The organism is Pseudomonas sp. RIT-PI-q (assembly GCF_001297125.1).
GTDB lineage: Bacteria > Pseudomonadota > Gammaproteobacteria > Pseudomonadales > Pseudomonadaceae > Aquipseudomonas.
Map to the genome: position 1 here is coordinate 25,770 of NZ_LHPC01000056.1, position 16,137 is coordinate 41,906.

Here is a 16,137-nt window from a genome sequence, read left to right on the forward strand (position 1 = left end):
AGATCTGTGCACTTACACAACCCCTGTGGGAGCGGGCTTGCCCGCGATAGCGTCAGTACAGACACCAAGAAACTCAGGCCCCATCCAACGGCACTCGCACGCTCAGGGTCGTGCCCTCCCCCGGTTCACTCTCAAGCGACAACTGCCCGCCCATGATCAACACCCGTTCGCGCATGCCGACGACGCCAAAGGATGTCGGCCTACCCGTGGAAGCGACGAATCCTACGCCATCATCGCTGACGGTCAGGCACAACTCGTCGCCTTCCAGCGCCAGCGTCAGCTCAACAGTATGCGCCTGGGCATGGCGCATGACATTGGTCAGCGCCTCCTGAAGGATCCGGAACAGGCCAATAGCCTTGGCATCACTGAGCACCGGCAAGTTATCCGGCACCTGCACCAGGCACGGAATCTGCGTGCGCGCCTCGAATCGACGGGCCTGCCATTCGATCGCTGAGGCGATGCCGGCATCGAGAATCGGTGGCCGCAGCGCCGTGGCCACATCACGCACCAGCTGGAACAACTGGGCGATCAAGCGCTTCATGCTGTTCAAACGCTCATTCAGACCGGGATCGAGTTGCGCGTAGGCCAGTTCGCACATGGACGTTTCCAGTTTGAGCACGGTCAACATCTGACCCAGTTCGTCGTGAACTTCCCGGGCGATCCGCGCTTTTTCCTCTTCCCGCACGCTTTCCAGGTGCGCCGACAATTCACGCAGTTGCTCCCTGGAACTGGCCAGTTCCAGTTCGATGCGCTTGCTCTCGCTGATGTCCCAGACGATTCCGTCCCAGACGTAGGCGCCGTCTTCGAGTCGCCGGGTAATCGCCTTGATCTCGGCCCAGCGCTGCTCGCCTGAACGGGTGAGAATCCGTCCTTGCCACGACCAGTCGCTGTCGGTATCCAGCGCATGGTCCTGAGTGTGGTGATAGCTGGCCTTGTCATCCGGGTGCACCAGGCTGCGCAGGCCTTTGTCGCGATGAGCCAGGGTTGCGGGCGAATAACCCGACAGGCTTTCACTGCCTTCGCTGATGTAGGCAAAGTCGATCTGCCCCGTCACCGGCGCCCGTTCCAGGCGAAAGACCAATCCGGGAACGTTGGCGGCAATCCCTTGCAGCCGCGCTTCACTTTCCTGCAACGCCGCCAGGGCACGACGGCGCTCGGTGACATCGTTGAGGTAGACCACCAGGTATTCGCCATCGCGAAACCGCAGGAAGCTCAGCGACACATCCGCCGGCAGGATGCTGCCATCGGCCCGCACACAATTGGTTTCGAAACTTTGCGGGCCCTCTTCGCTGGCCCGCGCGCGTTTCCACAGGTTCAGCCAGCGGTCCATGTGCAAGCCGGGTTCGAAGTCGATCAGCGGTCGATCAATGATTCCGCCCGCCGGATAACCGAGCATGGTTTCGGCCGCGCGGTTGGCGTAGCGCACATGACTGTCCCAGTTGACCCAGAGGATGCCGACGGTGCTCTGGTCGATGGAAAACTGCGTCAGGCGCAAGGCTTCTTCGCTGGCGGCACGCAGGGCAATGTCTTGCCGGGCCTCCAGCAAGCGTTGCTCCAGGCTGTGCTGTTGCCGACGCTGCCAGAACACGATGGCCATGCTGCTCAGGGTCAGCACCAGCAACAGCAGGCAAAGGTTTTGCCAGAAACCCGGGGACTCGGTCAGGCGCGGGTACTTGGGTTGCAACCATTGGTTGTGCAGTTGTTCCAGGTCCTTGGCGGGGATTGCGCGCAGCGCGTTTTCGACAATGCCGGCAAGCTCTGGCCAGTCCCGCCGCGTGGCGACGCGCAGCAGTTGCGGCAGGCCGATGTCGCCGACCACCAAAAGCCCGGAGAACTCCGGCCCGGTGAACAGGCGCCCCCATTGCGCCTCATCCCCCACGGCGTAACTCGCCTGCTGACTGAGCAGCAACTGCAATGCCTGGCGTTCGATCGGTACGCCTTGCAGGTTCAGGTGCGGATAATTGCTGCGCAGGTAATCGGCGGTGGCACTGGGCATGCGCACGGCGACGCGAGTCTGGCTGTCGAGTTTTTCCAGCTCCACCACGCCAGTGCTTTTCTGGTCGCTGACCACCAGTTGCGGCACCCGCATGTACGGATCGGAAAATTGCCAGAGACGCAGGCCGCCGGGGGTTTGGGTCAGCCCCGGAGCGATATCTATTTCACCGTCGCGCGCAGCGGCTTCCAGTTGCGCAAGGTCGGGAAAATTACGCCAGCTCAGCTCGACCTTGAGCGCCTTGGCCAGCCATTTCATGAGTTCGACGTTAACCCCGGACAGGCGCTGCAATCGGCGGTCGTATTGCGCGTAGGGTGCTTGCAACACCAGCCCGACCCGCAACTCGTCATGCTGCGCCAGCCATTGTTGCTGGCCGGCGGACAATTGCACGACGTGCGCCGGTGGCGCGGGCGCGGCCCAACTCATCAAGGGAAACCACAAACAGCCGATAACCCACAGACAGCAAAAACGCATCATCGAAGTCCCACACACTGACAAATACTGACCAACCCATTAGGCTGCCGGAATTACTTCTGGCCTGGAATATCCGATGCCCCCTGTCTACCGCCTGGCACTGCCAGCATTGTGCCTGTCGCTGATCCTGCCTTGCGCGTTTTCCGTAAAAGCAGCCGTCGAGGCGGCCAACCCGGCTCCTGCTACAGAAGAAAAACCAGCCGAACGTCAGCCGCTGCCTGAGCGTAGTCAGGAAGAAGCGACAGCACTTGAGCGAAAAATCCCTGCTCAAGAACAGCAACAGCTTCAGGCCGGTGCCGACACGTTCCTGGCCTTGTGGAAACCGGCCAATACCGCCGAACCCAAAGGCGCGGTGATTATCATCCCTGGCGCCGGCGAAACCGTTGACTGGCCGCAAGCAATCGGTCCATTGCGTCGTAAATTGCCGGACGCCAAATGGAGCAGCCTGAGTATCACCTTGCCGGACCTGCAAAGCGATGCCATTGCGCCACGGGTCGTGGAAATGCCGCCAACGCTCAAAGCGCCGGAAACCGGCAGCAAGGACTCGACCACGGCCGCCCCCATTGAACAAGCGGCCGGCGGTGAAGCGGAAGTGGCCGACAAGGCCATCGCTGAAACCACCGAGGAGCAATCAAAGGCCGACGCCGAACGCATCTTTTCTCGCATTGATGCGGCCATTGCGTATGCCGAACAACAAAGCGCTCGCCGCATCGTCGTGCTGGGGCATGGCACCGGCGCTTATTGGGCTGCGCGGTATTTGAGCGAAAAGCAGCCATCGCAGGTCGAGAAGTTCGTGATGGTTGCGGCGCAGACGCCTGTCACAGCGAAACCCGAGCTGGCTGAATTGACGCCGACCTTGAAGTTGCCCACTGCAGACATCTTCTACATGGACAAACCGCTGGATCGCAACGCAGCACTGGAGCGCCTGCAGGCCAGCAAGCGCTTGAAGGTTTCGGCATTTAGCCAGGTGTCGCTCAAGGCGTTGCCTGATACCAAAGCGGAGCAAGAACAGCTGTTTCGTCGGGTGCGCGGGTGGTTGAATCCTCAGCCGGCGGCGGACTGATAGACCGCGTCGCCGCCATCGCGGGCAAGCCCGCTCCCACAGGATTTGTGTCGTACACGTCTTTTGCGACCGACTTAAATCCTGTGGGAGCGAGGCTTGCCCGCGAAGGCGACCTCACCAACAACACTTATCGACCCTGCTAGCGAAAATCCCGACGCTGACGAATCAACGTATAGGCATTGTGCAGTTCGCGAGTCTTGTCAGTCGCCTCTCGAACCTGCAACGCCGTCGCACCGCTGCCGGCAATCTTGTCCGGGTGATGACGGCTGAGCAGGCGTCGGTAAGCACGCTTGATCTGCGCCGGCTCACTGGTGGCGGACACGCCCAATAGCCGCAAGGCGTCCTGATAGGTTGTAACACTGGTGCCCAGCGATCGTTTTTGCGGTTCGTAGTCGGTCGCCAGCGCTTGCACTTGATGCGGTGTCCAGCCCAGCCATTTACCCCACTGCGTAATCAACTCGCGCTCACTGCCACCGGCACGACCATCGGCCCAGACCATCCGCCAACAGGCGCGCAAGACACCTTCGGCCGCATGAGGTTGAGCACTCAAACGCCGCAGGTAACCGCGCAACCGGTCATGACCCGACTTGCCGCGATTGAACGCGGCAATCGCCCGGCGCTGTGCCGACTCGGTCATTTCCAGCGAACGCATTTCCTGGCGGGCCTGCTGAATGTGGCCATCCACCACCCGTCCATCGCACTTGGCCAACCGGCCCAACAACACGAACAATAATTCGTCGTTGCGCAACACCGGACGACCGCCGAGTTTTTCTCGCAAGTGCGCCCAACTCTGCAGATTCAAACGCCGATCCAGCGCTTGTCCCAACAAGGCGCCAAGCATGGCCCCCGGAATGCTGGCTATGGCAAAGCCTGCTCCGGCTCCAATCAGAGTCCCTGGCCACAGCATGTCAGCGTCTCGCTTCTATCAGGGTTTCAACTTCAGCGAGGCGTTCATGAGTGCCGACATCCACCCAATGCCCGTTCAAATGTTCGCCCGTCACCTGCCCTTGCGCCATCGCTGCGCGCAACAACGGCGCGAGCTTGAACGCCCCGTCGGAGCAGCCTTCAAACAGTTGCGGGTGCAGCACCGCGATGCCGCTGTAGGTCAGGCTTGCTGTGCCCGGCTGACCGTCGCGCACCTGGCCGTCGACCAGGCCGAAATCCCCCGTCGGGTGATGCGCCGGATTGTCCGCCAGCACCAGATGGGCCAGACCGACAATAGGCTGATGCAACACGCTGAAGTCGTAGTCGGTCCAGATGTCACCGTTGACCACCACAAAGGCCTCATCGCCCAGCAATGGCAACGCGCGGAAAATCCCGCCGCCGGTCTCCAGCGGCTCACCTTCCGGCGAGTACCGAATGCTCACGCCATAACGCGCGCCATCGCCCAGATAGTCTTCGATCTGTTGGCCGAGCCAGGCATGGTTGATCACAATCTCGGTAACCCCGGCAGCGGCCAGCGCGCGCAGGTGATACTCGATCAGCGGCCCCCCGCCTGCGCGAACCAGCGGTTTTGGCGTGGTGAGGGTCAGCGGGCGCATGCGCTCGCCTTTGCCCGCCGCCAGAATCATTGCCTTCATGCATTCGCTCCAGCACGCAGACTCAGCAGCAACACATCCAGCTCGGCCAGTTCAGGACGGCGGGCGATCACTGCTTCTATATAAGCAAAGAAGCGCGGCACATCGGCCAAGTAGCGCGGCTTGCCGTCGCGATGGCAGATGCGGGCGAAAATGCCGATGACTTTCAGGTGACGCTGCACACCCATCAGGTCGCTGGCGCGCAGGAAGTCATCGAAGTCTGGCTGAACCGGAATGCCCAGGGCGCCGGCTTGCTGCCAGTAATTTTCCAGCCAACCGTAGACACGCTCTTCAGGCCAGCTGAGGAACGCATCCTTGAACAGGCAGGTGACGTCGTAAGTCACGGGACCATAGACCGCATCCTGGAAATCCAGCACGCCAGGGTTTGGCTCGCTGAGCATCAGGTTGCGCGGCATGTAGTCGCGATGCACCAGCACTTTTGGCTGCGCCAGAGCACTGTCGATCAACAGCTCAGTGACGTTCTGCCAGAGCATTTGCTGCGCCGAGTCGAACTCGATGCCCAGCTCGCGTTTCACGTACCACTCGGGGAACAGTTCGAGCTCGCGCCGCAGCAACGCCACGTCGTAACTCGGCAGCGGCGCAACCATCGGCAACTGCTGAAAAGCCAACAGCGCTTGCAGGGCATCCTTGAACAAATCGTCGGCATTTTCGCTGTCGATTACGTCCAGGTAAGTCTTGTTGCCCAGGTCATTGAGCAAAAGAAAACCACGTTCGAGGTCCTCGGCATAAATTATCGGCACATTTATTCCGGATTTCGCCAGCAAAAAAGCGATATCCACGAAGGGTTTGCAGTTTTCCTGGGGCGGCGGCGCGTCCATCACGACGAAGCTTTTGCCCTCGCCTTCCCAGCGGAAATAGCGCCGAAAACTCGCATCGCTACTGGCCGCAGTCAACGTGGCCGGGGGTACGGCACCCCAGCCTTGTTCTGCAAAGAGGATCGCCAACTGCTCATCGAGCCAAACTTTCAGGTGTTGCAAACGTACATCTTGGTCAGGCATTGCAAGGGTCTCCGACGGCGCTAGCCGTCAAGCGGGTCATGCTTTATTATCCAGCATCTTTTTCAGACCATCGAGAGGCGTGCGGCCCACACCGCGGGCAGATGGCACGCAGGAAGCCCGGACTAATAAGATGGCATTGAAATCCCCCGCGTTTCGTAAAAAATTTCCGTTGTTGGTGACCGGCAGTCTGCTGGCCCTGCAACCTCTTGCCACTTCGTTCGTGGTCGCCGCGGAACAGTATGACTGCTCAGTCTCTGCTTCGGGTGCCTGGAACTGTGCGCCAAAATCTCCAGCAGCTGCGCTGCCACCTCGCCCGGTTCATGACGGCAGCGCGGTCAGCGCGGGCGGCGAACCTGCGACCGAGAGCGGCACCAGCGAAGACACCGGTGCCAAGCCTGTACTCGTTACCGAGTCCAAGGGCCGCGGCCTGAAGTCGCGTAGTGCAGACTACAGCCACCTCGACTGGGTTCCGCGCGAGAACCTCACTGCAGCACAATTGGCCGAAACCGGTCCTTACTGCTCTGGTTCCTATATCGAACCGATTCGTCCTGGCATGAATGACAAGACGAATAAAAGTGACGCTCCGACCTTTATCGGCGCCAAGGCCTCCCGCTACAAGCAGGATGAGCAGATCGCTACCCTGGCCGGTGACGTGGTCATGCGTCAGGGCAGCATGCAGGTCGAAGCCGACGAAGCGAATCTCTACCAGGCCGAGAGCCGTGGCGAACTGAACGGCAACGTGCGTGTTCGCGACAACGGCGCGCTGATCGTCGGCGACCACGCCGACGTGCAACTCGACACCGGTGAAGCCAAGGTCGACAACGCCGAATACGTGATGCACAAATCACGCATTCGCGGTAACGCGCTGTACGCCAAACGTGCCGAGAACGCGATCATCCGCCTCAAGGATGGTACGTACACCACGTGCGAACCGAACAGCAACGCCTGGCAACTCAAGGGCAACAACATCACCTTGAACCCGGCCACCGGTTTCGGCACCGCGACCAACGTGACACTGCGGGTCAAGGACATTCCTGTCCTGTACACCCCGTACATCTACTTCCCGATCGACGACCGTCGCCAGTCGGGCTTCCTGCCGCCGACCATCGGCACCGGCAGCGATACCGGCTTCATGCTGGTTACACCGTATTACTTCAACCTGGCACCGAACTACGATGCCACGTTGTACCCACGCTACATGAGCAAGCACGGTCTGTTGATGGAAGGCGAATTCCGCTACCTGACCAAGTCCAGCGAAGGTCAGTTCGGCGCGGCGTACCTCAATGACGAGGACACCGATCGCAGCGGGCAGACCGACTACCAGAAAAACCGCTACTTGTATAACTGGCAACACAAGGGTGGTCTGGATTCGCGCGTCTTCACGCAGGTCGACTACACCAAGATCAGCGATCCGTATTACTTCCAGGATCTGCAGACTGATCAGATTGGTGTGAAAAGCACTGACTACGTGAACCAGCAGGGTTCTGTCAGCTATCGCGGCGACAGCTACACCGCCCGCGTCAACGCCCAGGCTTATCAGCTGGCGACCGTTTCAAACATCACGCCGTATGATCGTCTGCCGCAGATCACCTTTGATGGTGCACTGCCGTATCATCCGGGCGGACTGGATTTCAACTACAACACTGAAATCGTGCGGTTTGATCGTGACCTGAAAACCGGCAATTTCACCAACGAAGACGGCAGTGTGTCCCCTCGTCTCGACACCAACGTTCAAGGTCTGGCTCGCGCCACTGGCGACCGCCTCAACCTTGCGCCAGCTGTCAGCCTGCCGCTGAACTGGACCTATGGTTTCTTGAAGCCAACGCTCAAGTACCAGTACACGCAATACCAGCTGGACCTGGACGGCACCGGTAAAAGCCAGATCGTCAGTCAAGAACAAGCAGCAGCTGCGGCCGGGACTGACAATGTCAACGGCACCTTCAGCAGTAACCAGAACCGTGGCGTGCCGATCGCCAGCATCGACAGCGGCCTGTACTTCGACCGCAACACTCAATGGTTCGGCAAAAACTATCGCCAGACCCTTGAGCCGCGTCTTTTCTACCTCTATGTCCCAGAGAAAGATCAGGAAGACATTCCAGTCTTCGACACCGCTGAATACACCTTCAACTATGCGTCGTTGTTCCGCGACAACCGCTTCTCCGGCTCCGACCGTGTCGGTGATGAAAACAAGCTGTCGCTGGGCGTAACCAACCGCTGGATCGAAGACGACGGCTTCGAGCGCCAACGCATCAGCGTCGGCCAAGCCCTGTACTTCAAGGATCGCGAAGTCCAACTGCCCGGTGTCGATGCAAAAACCCGCGCAGATGCGCACGCCAACGTTTCTCCTTATGCGCTGGAGTACGAATATCGCTGGAATCGTGACTGGCGCACCACCGCCGATTACAACTGGGACCCGGACAGCCACAGCCCGCGCTCGGGCAGCGCGATGTTCCACTACCAGCCCGAAGACAATCCGAACAAGGTTATCAACGCCGGCTATCGCTATCGTAATGACCAGGTGATCTACAACCAGAACACTGGCCAATGGCAATTCGGTGGCGACTATGGCACCCCGGGTACTCCTGGCTTCGTGAAGGACTACTACAAAATCGAACAGCACGACTTCTCGGTGATCTGGCCGATCGTGCCGCAATGGAACGCCATCAGCCGCTGGCAGTATGACTACAACCGCAACCGTACCCTGGAAGCCTTCGGTGGTTTCGAGTACGACAACTGCTGCTGGAAACTGCGCCTGATCAACCGTTACTGGGTTTCCTACGACGAATTCAGTCAGGATGCCCCGCAAAACGAAAAAGGCGACCATGGCGTCTTCCTCCAAATTGTTCTGAAGGGACTCGGCGGCCTCACCGGCGCCAAAGTAGAGAGCTTCCTCGACAAAGGCATTCAAGGTTATCGTGAACGTGAAGACCAAGCTTTCTGATTGTCTGCGCCCGCTGATGCTGGGCGCGCTGTTCCTGGGTACTGCGGCCAACGCCGCGGTACAGTCCATCGATAAAGTGGTGGCCATTGTCGACAACGATGTGGTCATGCAGAGCCAACTGGACCAACGTGTTCATGAAGTTCAGCAAACCATCGCCAAACGCGGCGCTGCCGTACCGCCGGCCGGCGTGCTGGATCAGCAGGTGCTTGAGCGTCTGATCGTCGAAAACCTGCAACTGCAGATCGGCGAACGCTCCGGCATCCGTATTACCGATGAAGAACTGAACCAGGCTGTCGGCACCATTGCCCAGCGCAACAACATGACCGTGGATCAATTCCGCGCCGCCCTGACTCGCGACGGTCTGTCTTACGACGACGCCCGTGACCAGATTCGCCGCGAAATGGTCATCAGCCGTGTGCGTCAGCGCCGTGTGGCCGAGCGCATCCAGGTTTCCGAACAGGAAGTGAAGAACTTCCTCGCTTCCGACCTCGGCAAAATGCAGTTGTCCGAAGAGTTTCGTCTGGCCAACATCCTGATTCCTACGCCGGAAAGCGCCAACTCCGACGCGATTCAGAATGCCGCCAAACAGGCCGACGCGGTGTACCAGCAGCTCAAGCAAGGCGCTGACTTCGGTCAGTTGGCAATCGCCAAGTCCGCCAGCGAAACCGCTCTGGAAGGCGGCGACATGGGTTGGCGTAAAGCCGCTCAATTGCCACCTCCGTTCGATCGCATGCTGGGCACCATGGCTGTCGGCGACATTACTCAACCCATGCGCACGCCGGGTGGCTTCATCATCCTGAAGATCCTCGACAAGCGTGGCGGTGAGACCCAGGTGCGCGACGAAGTGCATGTGCGTCATATCCTGGTCAAGCCGAGCCCGATCCGCGACGAAGCAAAAACCAAAGCACTGGCCGAGTCCCTCTACACCCGTATCGAAGCGGGCGAAGACTTCGGCGAGCTGGCGAAAAGCTATTCGGAAGACCCGGGCTCCGCTCTCAACGGCGGCGACCTGAACTGGATCGACCCGAATGCACTCGTACCCGAGTTCCGCGAAGTGATGGCCAAGACCCCTCAAGGCAAGCTGTCCAAGCCGTTCCAGACTCAATATGGCTGGCACGTCCTGGAAGTCCTTGGACGCCGCGCCACCGACAACACGACTCAAGCGCGTGAGCAGCAAGCAATGACCGTACTGCGTAACCGCAAATACGACGAAGAGCTGCAAACCTGGCTGCGTCAGATCCGTGACGAAGCGTACGTAGAGATCAAACTCCCTGGTGCAGACCAGGCACCACAGTGAAACCCAAACGTTTCGCGCTGACACCCGGCGAGCCGGCCGGCATAGGTCCTGACCTGTGCCTGCTGCTCGCCTCGCAAGCCCAGCCACATCCCCTGATTGCCATTACCAGCCGCGACCTGCTCCTTGAGCGGGCTGCGCAGCTGGGTGTGGTTGTCGATTTGCTGCCGGTAACACCGGACCACTGGCCGGATATACCCGCGCCAGCCAACAGCCTGTATGTGTGGGATACGCCGCTCAACGCGAAAGTGACCGCAGGGCAACTGGACAAGGCCAATGCCGCTTTCGTTCTGCAAACCCTGACCCGAGCGGGGCAAGGCTGCCTGGACGGGCATTTCGCCGGCATGATCACTGCCCCTGTGCACAAGGGCGTGATCAATGAATCCGGGATCGCCTTTTCCGGGCACACGGAATTTCTCGCTGACCTGACCCACACCGCACAAGTGGTGATGATGCTCGCCACCCGCGGATTGCGCGTGGCGCTGGTCACCACTCACCTGCCCCTTCGTGAGATTGCCGATGCAATCACACCGGAGCGTCTGGAGCGGGTCACGCGGATTCTGCACGCCGATCTGCAAGAAAAATTCGGCATCGCCCAGCCACGCATCCTCGTCTGCGGGCTCAACCCGCACGCCGGCGAAGGCGGACACCTGGGCCATGAAGAAATCGACATCATCGAACCTACATTAGAGCGCCTGCGCGGCGAGGGCATGGACCTTCGCGGCCCCCTGCCCGCCGACACTCTGTTTACCCCCAAATATCTGGAGCACTGCGACGCGGTGCTGGCGATGTACCACGACCAGGGCCTGCCTGTGCTGAAATACAAAGGCTTCGGCGCGGCAGTCAACGTGACTCTCGGCTTGCCGATCATCCGCACATCGGTCGACCACGGCACCGCCCTGGATTTGGCCGGCAGCGGCAAAATCGATACCGGCAGCCTGCAAGTCGCCCTGGAAACCGCCTACCAGATGGCCGAGACCCGTTTATGACCGAGCATTACCAACACAAGGCGCGCAAACGCTTTGGCCAAAACTTCCTGCACGATGCCGGCGTTATCGACCGCATCCTGCGTGCCATCCGCGCCAAGCCTGAAGACCACCTGCTGGAAATCGGTCCGGGCCAGGGCGCTTTGACCCAAGGTCTGCTCAACAGTGGCGCTCAGCTGGACGTGGTCGAGCTGGACAAGGATCTGGTCCCGATCCTCAATCAGCAGTTCGCCCACAAGAGCAACTTCAACCTGCATCAGGGTGATGCGCTGAAGTTCGACTTCAACAGCCTGAACGCCGCACCGAACAGCCTGCGAGTGGTCGGCAACCTGCCGTACAACATCTCTACGCCGCTGATTTTCCACCTGCTGCACAACGCCAGCCTGATTCGCGACATGCACTTCATGCTGCAAAAGGAAGTGGTCGAGCGTCTGGCAGCCGGTCCTGGGGGGGGTGATTGGGGCCGCCTGTCGATCATGGTTCAGTATCACTGCAGGGTTGAGCATCTGTTCAACGTAGGTCCGGGCGCGTTCAATCCGCCGCCAAAAGTCGATTCGGCCATCGTCCGCCTGGTGCCGCACGCCGTGCTGCCGCACCCGGCCAAGGATCACAAGCTGTTGGAACGCGTCGTGCGCGAAGCCTTCAACCAGCGCCGCAAAACCCTGCGCAACACCCTCAAGCTGCTGTTGAGCAACGCTGAAATCGAAGCCGCCGGCGTCGACGGCAGCCTGCGTCCCGAGCAGCTCGATCTGGCCGCTTTCGTACGTCTAGCCGACAAGCTCAGCGAACAAGTCCTACAGGCGCCTGCGGACATCTGACAGGCTTGAGGCGTTATCGGGTAGGACACCAGCCGTCATGTCTGGTTTACTACCCGATACTTGGCCTAGACTGAGTTCCATCAGCTACGCCCCGCGTCCCGCTTCGTTTTTAAGGCCTCTTGCATGTCCGATCCTCGTTATCAGGTCGACGTCAGCGTCGTCACTCGCTATCTGGCAGAACAATCGCAACCCGAGCACGAGCGCTTTGCCTTCGCTTACACCATTACCGTGCAAAACAACGGCGAGTTACCAGCCAAGCTACTGTCACGACATTGGGTCATCACCGACGGTGACGGGCATGTCGAGGAAGTACGCGGCGCCGGCGTTGTGGGTCAGCAACCGCTGATCGAGCCGGGCAAGAGCCATACCTACAGCAGCGGGACGGTCATGACCTCCAAGGTCGGAACGATGCAGGGCACTTACCAGATGATTGCCGACGACGGTAAGCACTTCGACGCTGTCATCGCGCCCTTCCGGCTGGCGGTGCCCGGCGCCTTGCACTAATGGCGACGTATGCCGTCGGCGATCTGCAAGGCTGCCTTGAAGCGCTGCAATGTCTGCTCAAAAAAGTCGCCTTCGATCCGATGAAGGATCGTCTGTGGCTGGTCGGCGCTCTGGTCAACCGCGGCCCGCAGTCTCTGGAAACCTTGCGCTTCCTCTATAGCATCCGCGAATCGCTGGTGTGCGTACTCGGCAACCACGACCTGCACTTGCTGGCTGCCGGGAAGAACATCGAACGCCTGAAGAAAGCCGACACCCTGCGCGAGATTATCGACGCGCCCGATTGCGCCGAGCTGCTGGAATGGCTGCGCCAGCAAAAACTCATGCACTACGACGAGCAACGTAACGTTGCGCTGGTGCATGCGGGCATTCCGCCGCAATGGTCGCTGCGCAAAGCCCTGAAGTGCGCCGCCGAGGTCGAGACGGCCCTGCGCGACGACAACCTGCTCCCGCCCTACCTCGACGGCATGTACGGCAACGACCCGGCGAAATGGGACAGCGACCTCACAGGCGTGCCACGCCTGCGGTTGATCACCAACTATTTCACCCGCATGCGCTTCTGCACTGCCGAAGGCAAGCTTGACCTCAAGAGCAAGGAAGGCCTCGACTCTGCACCGCCGGGTTACAAACCCTGGTTCCAGCACAAGGAGCGCAAGACCAAAGGCTTGAAGATCATCTTCGGTCATTGGGCCGCGCTGGAAGGCAAAGTCCAGGAGCCGGGCATCTCGGCCCTCGACACCGGCTGCGTCTGGGGCGGTGCCTTGACCCTGATGAACGTCGACAGCTTTGAGCGCCTGTCCTGCAAATGCGACGAGCACGGCCATGCTGCCGTGCCGCCAGTCGCCTCACAAATTTCCGAACCATCGTCAGCCAGCGCCCCGCGCTAGACTGCGCTTTCAGCCGAGCCACAGGAGCCCGCCATGAGCGAATTCAAACGTATCCCCCCGGAACAGGCCCAGGCCCTGCGCGAACAAGGCGCGGTGGTGGTCGACGTCCGCGACCCTGCAACTTATGCCGCGCTGCACATCGCTGGCTCGAAGCATCTGGACAACGTTTCTATCTCGGATTTCATCCGTGCCGCCGACCTGGATGCCCCGACGGTAGTGGTCTGCTATCACGGCAATTCCAGCCAGAGCGCGGCGGCGTACCTGATCAGCCAGGGCTTCTCCGACGTCTACAGCATGGATGGCGGTTTCGAACTGTGGCGTACGACTTATCCTTCGGAAACGGCGCAAGGCACCTCCGAATAATTTTTTTGTAACACGCGAGGCCCCAGCCGCCGCGGGCTAGCGCGGTGGCAGACGAACGGTCTGCCACAACTAATTACGTATCTCGCCTTTACCTCCCGAATAAGCAACTATCCTTAAGCGCAGGCCATCCAAAACAGGGGAGAGCCGGTACACCGGCGCGCGGGTCATCGGGAGTAGCTTTCGGGGCGGTACGCTTTGAAAGGGTTCTGGGGGGTAAACAGCAACTGCATATCCGGTTGCTGCCAGCATCGACTGACTGATCCGGCGTCGGCTCCACGTATCGAGCGAGGTGACGTCATGAGTATCTTTAGCCACTTCCAACAACGCTTCGAGTCCACACGCCAGGAAGAACTCTCGCTGCAAGAGTATCTTGAGCTGTGTAAACAGGACCGCAGCGCCTACGCCTCCGCCGCCGAGCGTTTGCTGCTGGCCATCGGAGAACCGGAGCTGCTCGACACCTCGACCAACTCGAGGCTGTCGCGAATCTTCTCCAACAAGGTGATCCGCCGCTATCCGGCCTTTGAAGACTTCCACGGGATGGAAGAATGCATCGACCAGATCGTGTCGTATTTCCGCCACGCCGCTCAAGGCCTGGAAGAGAAGAAACAAATCCTTTATCTGCTCGGCCCCGTCGGTGGCGGTAAATCGTCCCTGGCCGAGAAGCTGAAACAGCTGATCGAAAAAGTGCCGTTCTACGCAATCAAGGGCTCGCCGGTATTCGAATCACCTCTGGGTCTGTTCAACGCCACCGAAGATGGCGCGATCCTCGAGGAAGACTTCGGCATCCCACGGCGCTACCTCAACACTATCATGTCGCCATGGGCCACCAAACGCCTGGCCGAGTTCGGCGGCGACATCAGCCAGTTCCGTGTAGTGAAACTCTATCCGTCGATCCTCAACCAGATCGCCGTCGCCAAAACCGAGCCGGGTGACGAAAACAACCAGGACATCTCGGCACTGGTGGGTAAGGTCGATATCCGCAAACTCGAAGAATTCCCACAAAACGACGCCGACGCCTACAGCTACTCGGGCGCACTGTGCCGGGCCAACCAGGGCCTGATGGAATTCGTCGAAATGTTCAAGGCACCGATCAAGGTGCTGCACCCATTGCTGACCGCCACCCAGGAAGGCAACTACAACAGTACCGAAGGTCTCGGTGCGATTCCGTTCACCGGGATCCTGCTGGCCCACTCCAACGAATCGGAATGGCACACCTTCCGCAACAACAAGAACAACGAAGCCTTCATCGACCGGATCTACATCGTCAAAGTACCGTACTGCCTACGGGTCAGCGACGAAGTGAAAATCTACGACAAGCTCCTGTTCAACAGCTCCCTGGCCAAGGCTCACTGCGCGCCTGACACCTTGAAGATGCTCGCCCAGTTCACCGTGCTCTCGCGCCTCAAGGAGCCGGAAAACTCCAACATCTACTCCAAGATGCGCGTGTATGACGGCGAAAACCTCAAGGACACCGATCCGAAGGCCAAGTCGATCCAGGAATATCGCGACAACGCCGGTGTCGACGAAGGCATGAACGGTCTTTCAACCCGCTTCGCGTTCAAGATTCTGTCGAAGGTCTTCAACTTCGATCCGCATGAAATCGCCGCCAACCCGGTGCACCTGCTGTACGTGCTGGAACAACAGATCGAACAGGAGCAATTCCAGGCCGAGACCCGTGAACGCTATCTGCGTTTCCTCAAGGAGTACCTGGCACCGCGTTATATCGAATTCATCGGCAAGGAGATCCAGACCGCCTATCTCGAGTCTTACAGCGAGTACGGCCAGAACATCTTCGATCGCTACGTGCTGTACGCAGACTTCTGGATCCAGGACCAGGAATACCGCGACCCGGAAACCGGCGAAATCCTCAACCGCGTAGCGCTGAACGAAGAACTGGAGAAAATCGAAAAACCAGCCGGCATCAGCAATCCGAAGGATTTCCGCAACGAAATCGTCAACTTCGTACTGCGCGCCCGGGCCAACAACAACGGCAAGAATCCAACCTGGCTCAGCTACGAAAAACTGCGGGTGGTCATCGAGAAGAAAATGTTCTCGAACACCGAGGACCTGCTGCCGGTCATCAGCTTCAACGCCAAGGCCAGCAAAGAGGACCAGCAGAAGCACAACGACTTCGTCACACGGATGGTCGAGCGGGGCTACACCGACAAACAGGTACGACTGCTGTCCGAGTGGTATCTGCGGGTCAGAAAATCACAATAAC

General features: G+C 59.7%; 13 protein-coding genes. 9 read left to right on the plus strand and 4 right to left on the minus strand.

Going from position 1 to position 16,137, the window contains the following annotated elements; translation table 11 throughout:
- Positions 1-73 precede the first annotated feature (73 nt).
- Positions 74-2,470 (minus strand): PAS domain-containing sensor histidine kinase, encoded by a 2,397-nt coding sequence (locus tag AEQ67_RS30000; RefSeq protein ID WP_059407376.1) that lies wholly within the window; start codon positions 2,468-2,470, stop codon positions 74-76.
- A gap of 73 nt (positions 2,471-2,543) precedes the next feature.
- Here AEQ67_RS30000 and AEQ67_RS30005 point away from each other — a divergent pair, with 73 nt between their 5' ends.
- The gene (locus AEQ67_RS30005) at positions 2,544-3,530 is read left to right on the plus strand and encodes an alpha/beta hydrolase family protein (RefSeq protein WP_059407377.1); all 987 of its coding nucleotides are present in this window, start codon (positions 2,544-2,546) and stop codon (positions 3,528-3,530) included.
- Between the two features lie 139 nt (positions 3,531-3,669).
- On the opposite strand, the gene AEQ67_RS30010 is transcribed toward AEQ67_RS30005, so the two are convergent.
- Genes AEQ67_RS30010 through AEQ67_RS30020 form a run of 3 tightly spaced genes read right to left on the minus strand, consistent with a single transcriptional unit; the run spans position 3,670 to position 6,126 of the window.
- Positions 3,670-4,437: a TerB family tellurite resistance protein gene (locus tag AEQ67_RS30010; RefSeq protein ID WP_059407378.1), complete on the minus strand. Its 768-nt coding sequence runs from the start codon at positions 4,435-4,437 to the stop codon at positions 3,670-3,672.
- Between the two features lies 1 nt (position 4,438).
- Positions 4,439-5,110, minus strand: coding sequence for an N-acetylmuramate alpha-1-phosphate uridylyltransferase MurU (gene murU, locus AEQ67_RS30015; RefSeq protein WP_059407379.1), 672 nt, complete (start codon positions 5,108-5,110; stop codon positions 4,439-4,441).
- Positions 5,107-6,126 (minus strand): aminoglycoside phosphotransferase family protein, encoded by a 1,020-nt coding sequence (locus AEQ67_RS30020; RefSeq protein WP_059407380.1) that lies wholly within the window; start codon positions 6,124-6,126, stop codon positions 5,107-5,109. The genes murU and AEQ67_RS30020 overlap by 4 nt, the downstream gene beginning before the upstream one ends.
- Before the next feature lie 130 nt (positions 6,127-6,256).
- Between AEQ67_RS30020 and AEQ67_RS30025 the strand changes: the two genes are divergently transcribed.
- From AEQ67_RS30025 to AEQ67_RS30060, 8 genes are all read left to right on the plus strand, one after another.
- Positions 6,257-9,067 carry an LPS-assembly protein LptD gene (locus AEQ67_RS30025; RefSeq protein ID WP_059407381.1) on the plus strand — a complete coding sequence of 937 codons (2,811 nt, stop codon included), beginning with the start codon at positions 6,257-6,259 and terminating at the stop codon, positions 9,065-9,067.
- The gene (surA, locus tag AEQ67_RS30030) at positions 9,048-10,364 is read left to right on the plus strand and encodes a peptidylprolyl isomerase SurA (protein ID WP_152974932.1); all 1,317 of its coding nucleotides are present in this window, start codon (positions 9,048-9,050) and stop codon (positions 10,362-10,364) included. The genes AEQ67_RS30025 and surA overlap by 20 nt, the downstream gene beginning before the upstream one ends.
- Positions 10,361-11,350, plus strand: a complete 990-nt coding sequence (pdxA, locus tag AEQ67_RS30035; protein WP_059407382.1) for a 4-hydroxythreonine-4-phosphate dehydrogenase PdxA — start codon at positions 10,361-10,363, stop codon at positions 11,348-11,350. The genes surA and pdxA overlap by 4 nt, the downstream gene beginning before the upstream one ends.
- A complete protein-coding gene (gene rsmA / locus AEQ67_RS30040) occupies positions 11,347-12,165 on the plus strand; it encodes a 16S rRNA (adenine(1518)-N(6)/adenine(1519)-N(6))-dimethyltransferase RsmA (RefSeq protein WP_059407383.1) in 819 nt (272 codons plus the stop codon). The genes pdxA and rsmA overlap by 4 nt, the downstream gene beginning before the upstream one ends.
- Positions 12,166-12,288: 123 nt before the next feature.
- Positions 12,289-12,669 (plus strand): Co2+/Mg2+ efflux protein ApaG, encoded by a 381-nt coding sequence (gene apaG, locus AEQ67_RS30045; protein WP_059407384.1) that lies wholly within the window; start codon positions 12,289-12,291, stop codon positions 12,667-12,669.
- Positions 12,669-13,553, plus strand: a complete 885-nt coding sequence (locus AEQ67_RS30050) for a symmetrical bis(5'-nucleosyl)-tetraphosphatase (RefSeq protein ID WP_059407385.1) — start codon at positions 12,669-12,671, stop codon at positions 13,551-13,553. Before apaG ends, AEQ67_RS30050 begins: the two co-directional genes overlap by 1 nt.
- A 33-nt stretch (positions 13,554-13,586) precedes the next feature.
- A complete protein-coding gene (gene glpE, locus AEQ67_RS30055) occupies positions 13,587-13,916 on the plus strand; it encodes a thiosulfate sulfurtransferase GlpE (RefSeq protein WP_059407386.1) in 330 nt (109 codons plus the stop codon).
- Positions 13,917-14,213: 297 nt separating this feature from the next.
- Positions 14,214-16,136 (plus strand): PrkA family serine protein kinase, encoded by a 1,923-nt coding sequence (locus tag AEQ67_RS30060; protein WP_059407387.1) that lies wholly within the window; start codon positions 14,214-14,216, stop codon positions 16,134-16,136.
- The last annotated feature ends 1 nt before the right edge of the window (position 16,137 follow it).

Bases quoted from the DNA above. Each gene is read 5' to 3' on its own strand.
- AEQ67_RS30000 (WP_059407376.1), bottom strand. From the start codon at position 2,470: ATGATGCGTTTTTGCTGTCTGTGGGTTATCGGCTGTTTGTGGTTTCCC.
- AEQ67_RS30005 (WP_059407377.1), top strand. From the start codon at position 2,544: ATGCCCCCTGTCTACCGCCTGGCACTGCCAGCATTGTGCCTGTCGCTG.
- AEQ67_RS30010 (WP_059407378.1), bottom strand. From the start codon at position 4,437: ATGCTGTGGCCAGGGACTCTGATTGGAGCCGGAGCAGGCTTTGCCATA.
- murU (WP_059407379.1), bottom strand. From the start codon at position 5,110: ATGAAGGCAATGATTCTGGCGGCGGGCAAAGGCGAGCGCATGCGCCCG.
- AEQ67_RS30020 (WP_059407380.1), bottom strand. From the start codon at position 6,126: ATGCCTGACCAAGATGTACGTTTGCAACACCTGAAAGTTTGGCTCGAT.
- AEQ67_RS30025 (WP_059407381.1), top strand. From the start codon at position 6,257: ATGGCATTGAAATCCCCCGCGTTTCGTAAAAAATTTCCGTTGTTGGTG.
- rsmA (WP_059407383.1), top strand. From the start codon at position 11,347: ATGACCGAGCATTACCAACACAAGGCGCGCAAACGCTTTGGCCAAAAC.
- apaG (WP_059407384.1), top strand. From the start codon at position 12,289: ATGTCCGATCCTCGTTATCAGGTCGACGTCAGCGTCGTCACTCGCTAT.
- AEQ67_RS30050 (WP_059407385.1), top strand. From the start codon at position 12,669: ATGGCGACGTATGCCGTCGGCGATCTGCAAGGCTGCCTTGAAGCGCTG.
- glpE (WP_059407386.1), top strand. From the start codon at position 13,587: ATGAGCGAATTCAAACGTATCCCCCCGGAACAGGCCCAGGCCCTGCGC.
- AEQ67_RS30060 (WP_059407387.1), top strand. From the start codon at position 14,214: ATGAGTATCTTTAGCCACTTCCAACAACGCTTCGAGTCCACACGCCAG.